This is a genomic window from Pseudoalteromonas sp. UBA6610, from assembly GCF_002433295.1.
GTDB classification, from domain to species: domain Bacteria; phylum Pseudomonadota; class Gammaproteobacteria; order Enterobacterales; family Alteromonadaceae; genus Pseudoalteromonas; species Pseudoalteromonas atlantica.
This window is the reverse complement of the sequence record NZ_DJHW01000114.1, coordinates 8,154-14,757: the sequence shown is the minus strand read 5'-3', so window position 1 is coordinate 14,757 and position 6,604 is coordinate 8,154. Positions and strand designations below refer to the sequence as shown.

Here is a 6,604-nt window from a genome sequence, read left to right as displayed (position 1 = left end):
AACAATGAACCCAGAATATTAACCGTCAACGTGCCAAAAGGGAATCCCCTACCAAGGAGTTTTAGCATGGTTTCGCTAATAAAAAATCGTAAACAGGCTCCTGAGGCTCCGCCAAGGGCGATCATCATATAAAGTTTAATCATTTTCGTATCGTTTAAGCGGGCTTTGCGCGTCGCGTTCTTTTAAGTAATCAAGCTTTTGCTTAATTTTTTGCTCAAGGCCACGATCGCTCGGTAAATAATAGTGTTTGTCTTGAATTTCTGGCGGTAAATATTTTTCACCAGCGGCAAAGGCGCCCTCTTCATTGTGTGCGTAGCGATACTCGGCACCATAGCCTAAATCTTTCATTAGGTTTGTGGGCGCGTTTCGTAAATGCTCTGGCACTGGGTAGCTTGGCTCGTTTTTGGCATCAGCTTTTGCTTGGTTAAACGCCATATAAACGGCATTACTTTTAGGTGCGCTGGCTAAGTATAAAGTGGCTTGTGCAATGGCGCGTTCGCCCTCGCTTGGGCCTACACGCTGAAATATATCCCATGCGTTTAACGCCACTTCCATTGCCCGTGGGTCGGCATTACCTATGTCTTCTGTGGCAATGGCAAGTAAACGCCTTGCTACATAAAATGGGTCGCCGCCGCCGGCTAAAATACGGCAATACCAATACAGCGCGCCATCGGGTGAGCTGCCTCGTACTGATTTATGAAAAGCCGATATTAAATCGTAAAATTCATCGCCGCCTTTATCGTATTTAGCTAAATGGGTTGGCAGTACTTGGCTTAATACGTGCTCATCTACGTTGTATGTGCCGTTTTGCTCACTCGTTAAATCAACCGCTTGCTCAAGCAGGTTTAACACTTTACGGGCATCGCCGCCGCTTGCTTGGCAAAGCGCCTGTTTGGCGTTATCGGCAATAACAATATTTTTTTGGTTTAGTTGCTCATCTTGCTTAAGTGCGCGCTCTATCACTGTGTATAGGTCGCTCTCTTGTAACGACTTTAAAACATACACGCGTGCACGCGATAAAATCGCATTATTAAGTGCAAATGAAGGGTTTTCGGTTGTCGCACCTACAAATATAAAAGTGCCGTCTTCTATGTGAGGTAAAAATGCATCTTGCTGCGATTTATTAAAACGGTGTACTTCATCCACAAACATTAAGGTGCGTTGCCCGCGGCTTTGTAGGTTATCGTGCGCTTGCGTTACGCTGTCGCGAATATCTTTTACGCCTGCAGTCACAGCCGACATTTGTATAAGTTCGGCATCGGCGTGGTTTGCAATAATTTGCGCAAGGGTGGTTTTACCTACCCCAGGCGGCCCCCACAAAATTAAGCTGTGGCAACGCCCTGCAACAATGGCTTGGTGCAAGGGCTTGTCGCTACTTAGTAAATGCTGCTGACCTATGTATTCGTCAAGCGTTGTTGGGCGCATGCGCGCCGCAAGTGGGCGTACATCGGGCCCAAAGTTAAAGCCTAAATTATTCACCGTTACTCTGATCGTCTATTTCTACACCCTCTGGTGGGGTAAATTCAAAGGTGCTTGTATCAAGCGAGGTATTTACTTGTGCATTGTTAAAACTAAACGACGAAAGCTGACCAGAATTATCCGTCACAACTAACTTAGCAAGGCCTTGCTCGTTACCTGCAAAGGTAATATCAAGTTGCTCTACTTGGCTTTCTACGCCTTTATTTGGCGTTACACTAAAGCCAGAGTCTGTGGCTTGAACACTGTATTTTTCCCATTGTGCGGGATCTTTTGAAGTAAGCAGTACAAACGGTGTTGAATCTATAAGGCTATGGGTATCCATAATAGTTACTTGCTCAGCAAAGCTGTCGAAGTAATAGGTTTTGTCACCATTGGATACAAATAAGGTATCGTCTGGGATTGTTTGCTGCCAGCGGATCATCATAGGTTGTTTAAGGGCAATTGTGCCCTCGCCTTGCATAACCGCTTGGCCTTGCGGATCGGTTACGTTTTGAGAAAACTGCGCTTTAAAACTTTTAAGGGTTGCGAGTTTGTCTTGCAGTGCTTGGCTGTCATCAGCAAAGCTAGGCGTGGCAATTAAACTGCCAAGCACTAATAATAAACTGTTTAATTTTTTCATTAATTTGCTCCATTAGGTACTAATACATCGCGAGCGCCGTTATGGCCTGGTGAACTCACGATACCCGATGTTTCCATTTGTTCTACTAGTCGTGCTGCGCGGTTATAGCCAACACGTAATTTACGTTGTACTGATGATACCGATACTTTGCCGGTTTCGATTACAAACGCAACGGCTTCGTCGTATAGCGGATCTGACTCTTCATCTGCATTTTCACTGGTTTCACCTGGTAATAAAACATCTTCTGTTGCATCACCATTTAAAATTTCATCAATGTAATTAGGTTTACCGCGTGCTTTCCAATCGTTTACTACCGCATGTACTTCATGGTCGTCTACAAATGCGCCATGCACACGCTCTGGTACGCTTGTGCCTGGCGGTAAGTAAAGCATATCACCCATACCTAATAGGTTTTCGGCGCCTTGTTGATCCAATATGGTACGCGAGTCTATTTTACTCGACACCTGAAACGCCATACGCGTAGGTATATTGGCTTTAATTAAGCCGGTAATTACATCTACCGATGGGCGCTGTGTTGCAAGTACTAAATGTATACCTGCGGCACGTGCTTTTTGCGCAATACGGGCAATTAGCTCTTCAACTTTTTTACCTACAATCATCATCATGTCGGCAAATTCGTCTATTACTACCACTATGCTCGGTAGTTTATCTAACTCGTCTGGGCCTTCTTTCATGCCGTCGGTGTCTTTAAATAATGGGTCAAGAATTGGGTAACCCGCTTCTTTGGCCTCAAGTACTTTTTGGTTGTAACCTTTTAAGTTACGTACACCCAACGCCGACATTAATTTATAACGGCGTTCCATTTCGCCTACACACCAACGTAGTGCGTTAGCGGCTTCTTTCATGTCGGTAACTACTTCACACAATAGGTGCGGAATACCTTCGTAAACCGAAAGCTCAAGCATTTTCGGGTCAATCATGATCATACGAACATCATCAGGGCCCGATTTGTACAGTAAGCTTAATATCATTACATTAACGCCCACTGACTTACCCGAACCCGTGGTACCCGCTACCAGTAAATGGGGCATTTTACCTAAATCGGCACACACAGGTTGCCCTGCAATATCTTTACCTAACACCATGGTTAGTGGCGATGGATTTTGCTCAAATTTAGGGGCGTTAATTACCTCAGATAAACGTACAATTTCACGGTACTTATTAGGCAGCTCTATCCCTATGTAAGTTTTACCTGGGATCACCTCAACCACACGTACACTAATTGCCGATAACGAACGGGCTAAATCTTTTGATAAACCAGTAATTTTAGACACCTTTATACCCGGTGCTAAATCAAGCTCAAAACGTGTTACAACTGGGCCTGGGTATACGCCAACCACTTTTGCTTGTACGTTAAAGTCGAGTAATTTTGTTTCAACAAGACGCGACACGCTTTCAAGCTCTTCTTCCGATATCGGGTTTTTTGCTTTATCCGGTCTGTCGAGTAAATCAAGCGACGGTAATGGCCCTGGCGGTGGCTCTTTATCAAGTAACTCTTCAAACTTTTCTTTTGCTGTTGGCGGTGGCTGATATGCAGGTTTTGGTTTAGGCATAGGCCTTGCTGGCGATACCACCGTGGTAACCGGTTTTTCAGGCTCAACAACTTGGCTTTGATCAAGCGCATTAAGTGCAGCCGCTGTATCCATAGGCTCATCATCTATGGCGCTAAAGCCAATTTCTTGGTCGAGTATATCGTCTAGCTCATCAAATGGGCTGTAGTCATCACTAATTTGCGGCTCGCTAAAGGTAGGCTGCTCTTTAGTAATGGCTTTTTGTTTAGCTGGTTTTTTACTTTTAGCTGGTTCTTGTTCAAATTCTGATGATTGCTCGAGTGTGGTATCGCTTTGCTCATAATCGTCAGGGTCATCATTAAATTGCGCATCGGCTTGCACCGGATTTGCCGCAATACGCTCTCGTTGCATCCAACCTTGGGCGTAATTAGCAGTGTAACGGTAGCCTCTAACCACTAAATCGCCGAGGTAGTCTACAAATTCAACCCACGACACACCGGTTAATAAAGTAAGCCCAGCAAAAAAGAAGCACAATAATAGTATAGAGGTACCGGTAAAGTTAAATGCTGGCATCATGGCCGATGCAATCACATCGCCCACTACCCCACCGGATGAAAAGTTATAAATATCATCAAAGTTAATGCTGCTGATTGCCGTTGCTGAGGTAATAAATAAAGCAAAGCCAATAACACGCAAAGCAAGTGTGGTGTAGTCGAGCTGTAAAATACGATGAGGTTGTTTAAATAATAAATAGCCAAATAGCTGAATAGCGGCCGGCACTAAATAAGCAAGCCAACCAAATGACAGTAATAATATATCGGCTACCCAAGCACCGGCAGTGCCTGTAATATTTTTTACGTTTCTAAATTCACCCGTTTGCGACCACGCAGGGTCAGCGGGATCAAAGCTGATTAAAGCACATAAAATGAATATTGCCGCAAAGGTACTGATGATCAGCCCTGTTTCTAATAGTCTTTGCACACCGTTTAGGCGCATAACTTCCTATCCCTCTTTATTGTTCTATTGGCACTTGCTTGCAATCAAATACCTTAGCAGGAAATGCAATTTGATGCACTTTATCTTAATGTGTATGGCCTGATTATGAACAAGTTTTTATAAATTAGAGTGTGTTTATCTTTTGCGGTTAAATTTACGCAATGTAAGGGCGAATTATTACACCGTCTTCACCTTTAACTTCTTCCATTACTACATAAGTGCGGCTCTCACTCACGTTTGGCAGCTTTAAAAGAATGTCGCCTAGTACACCTCGGTATTCTGACATATCGTTTACGCGTGTTTTTAATAAAAAATCAAAATTGCCCGATACCAAGTGACACTCTATTATCTCTTCGTGCTGTTTAACCGCCGCACTAAACTCATCAAATACGTCGGGCGATGTTTTGGTAATGGTTACCTCAACATACACAGATAAGCCTTGGCCAAGCTTTGCTGGATCAACCACCGCTTTGTAGCCAAGTATATAACCTTCACGTTCTAACTTTTTTACGCGTTCCAGACAGGGCGTGGCGCTCAGGCCAACTCGTCGGGCCAGTTCTACATTAGAAAGGCGCCCATCGTGCTGTAATTCCATTAAAATTTTACGGTCAATTCTATCTAATAACTGATGCATACACCCAACTAGTTTAATATTCTGTTTATTTTTATTATTTAGATAATAACACTGCCTAGGCTTTTAAAAAAGGTGAGACACACTGCCTTATGATGAATATAATAGTGAAAAATGTTAATCCGTTCTTAATAAGGCAAATTTTATGATTATTGGTGTACCTAAAGAAATTAAAAACCATGAATACCGTGTAGGTATGGTTCCTGCGAGTGTTCGTGAATTAGTAAATCACGGCCACCAAGTGATTGTTGAAACAGATGCAGGTATGGGCATTGGTTTTACTAACGAAGATTACACACAAGCTGGCGCTGAAATTTTAGCAACTGCAGCTGATGTTTTTGCAAAAGCAGACATGATCGTAAAAGTAAAAGAGCCACAAGCTGTTGAGCGTGCAATGCTACGCGAAGACCAAATTTTATTTACTTACCTTCACCTTGCACCTGATCTTCCACAAACTGAAGACCTTGTTAAAAGCAAAGCGATTTGTATTGCTTACGAAACAGTGACTGATGCACGTGGCGGCTTACCGCTTCTTGCACCAATGAGTGAAGTAGCAGGTCGTATGTCTATTCAGGCAGGTGCACAAGCGCTTGAAAAATCTAACCACGGCCGTGGCATGTTACTAGGTGGCGTACCAGGTGTTGAAGCTGCTAAGGTTGTTGTAATTGGCGGCGGCATGGTGGGTCGTAGCGCAGCGCAAATGGCTGTTGGCATGGGCGCAGACGTTGTAGTACTTGACCGCAACATCGATGTACTTCGTGCACTAGACGCGCAATTTGGTAACAAAGTTAAAGCGATTTACTCAACGGCTGACGCACTTGAAAAGCACGTACTAGAAGCTGACTTAGTAATTGGTGGCGTACTAATTCCAGGTGCTGCAGCACCTAAACTAGTAACAGCCGATCACATTAAAGCAATGAAGCCAGGCTCTGCAATTGTTGATGTTGCTATTGACCAAGGTGGTTGTATTGCAACTTCTAAAGCAACAACACACGCTGATCCTACATACATTGTTGATGAAGTTGTTCACTACTGTGTTGCTAACATGCCAGGTGCTGTACCACGTACTTCTACCTTTGCACTTAACAATGCAACATTGCCGTTTATTATTAACCTCGCAAACAAAGGTTACAAAAAGGCACTACTAGATGACGCGCACTTCTTAAAAGGCTTAAACGTAATTAAAGGCCAAGTAACTTACAAAGAAGTAGCTGAAGCGTTCAACATGGAATATGTTGACCCTCGTACTGCAGTAGAAAACGCGTAATTTTGCGTTTAGTCGTTAGGTGTTATTGAACAAAATAGTTACCTAACTACAAGCAATAAAAAAGCAGCTAATTAGCTGCT

5 protein-coding genes and 1 pseudogene are annotated in these 6,604 nt (G+C 43.5%); 1 reads left to right on the top strand and 5 read right to left on the bottom strand.

Annotated elements, in window-relative coordinates; genetic code table 11:
• From B4F91_RS15200 to lrp, 5 genes and pseudogenes are all read right to left on the bottom strand, one after another.
• Positions 1-143 (bottom strand): annotated as a pseudogene (locus tag B4F91_RS15200) (fluoride efflux transporter CrcB); the annotation flags it as partial.
• The gene (locus B4F91_RS15195; RefSeq protein ID WP_286938064.1) at positions 136-1,479 is read right to left on the bottom strand and encodes a replication-associated recombination protein A; all 1,344 of its coding nucleotides are present in this window, start codon (positions 1,477-1,479) and stop codon (positions 136-138) included. The gene B4F91_RS15195 and the pseudogene B4F91_RS15200, both read right to left, overlap by 8 nt.
• Entirely contained in the window at positions 1,472-2,098 is a 627-nt protein-coding gene (gene lolA / locus B4F91_RS15190; protein ID WP_286938066.1) for an outer membrane lipoprotein chaperone LolA, read from the bottom strand. Before lolA ends, B4F91_RS15195 begins: the two co-directional genes overlap by 8 nt.
• Positions 2,098-4,626, bottom strand: coding sequence for a DNA translocase FtsK (locus tag B4F91_RS15185; RefSeq protein WP_286938068.1), 2,529 nt, complete (start codon positions 4,624-4,626; stop codon positions 2,098-2,100). Before B4F91_RS15185 ends, lolA begins: the two co-directional genes overlap by 1 nt.
• A gap of 154 nt (positions 4,627-4,780) precedes the next feature.
• A complete protein-coding gene (gene lrp, locus B4F91_RS15180) occupies positions 4,781-5,260 on the bottom strand; it encodes a leucine-responsive transcriptional regulator Lrp (RefSeq protein ID WP_004586747.1) in 480 nt (159 codons plus the stop codon).
• A gap of 142 nt (positions 5,261-5,402) precedes the next feature.
• Here lrp and ald point away from each other — a divergent pair, with 142 nt between their 5' ends.
• Positions 5,403-6,524, top strand: a complete 1,122-nt coding sequence (gene ald, locus B4F91_RS15175) for an alanine dehydrogenase (protein WP_004586748.1) — start codon at positions 5,403-5,405, stop codon at positions 6,522-6,524.
• The last annotated feature ends 80 nt before the right edge of the window (positions 6,525-6,604 follow it).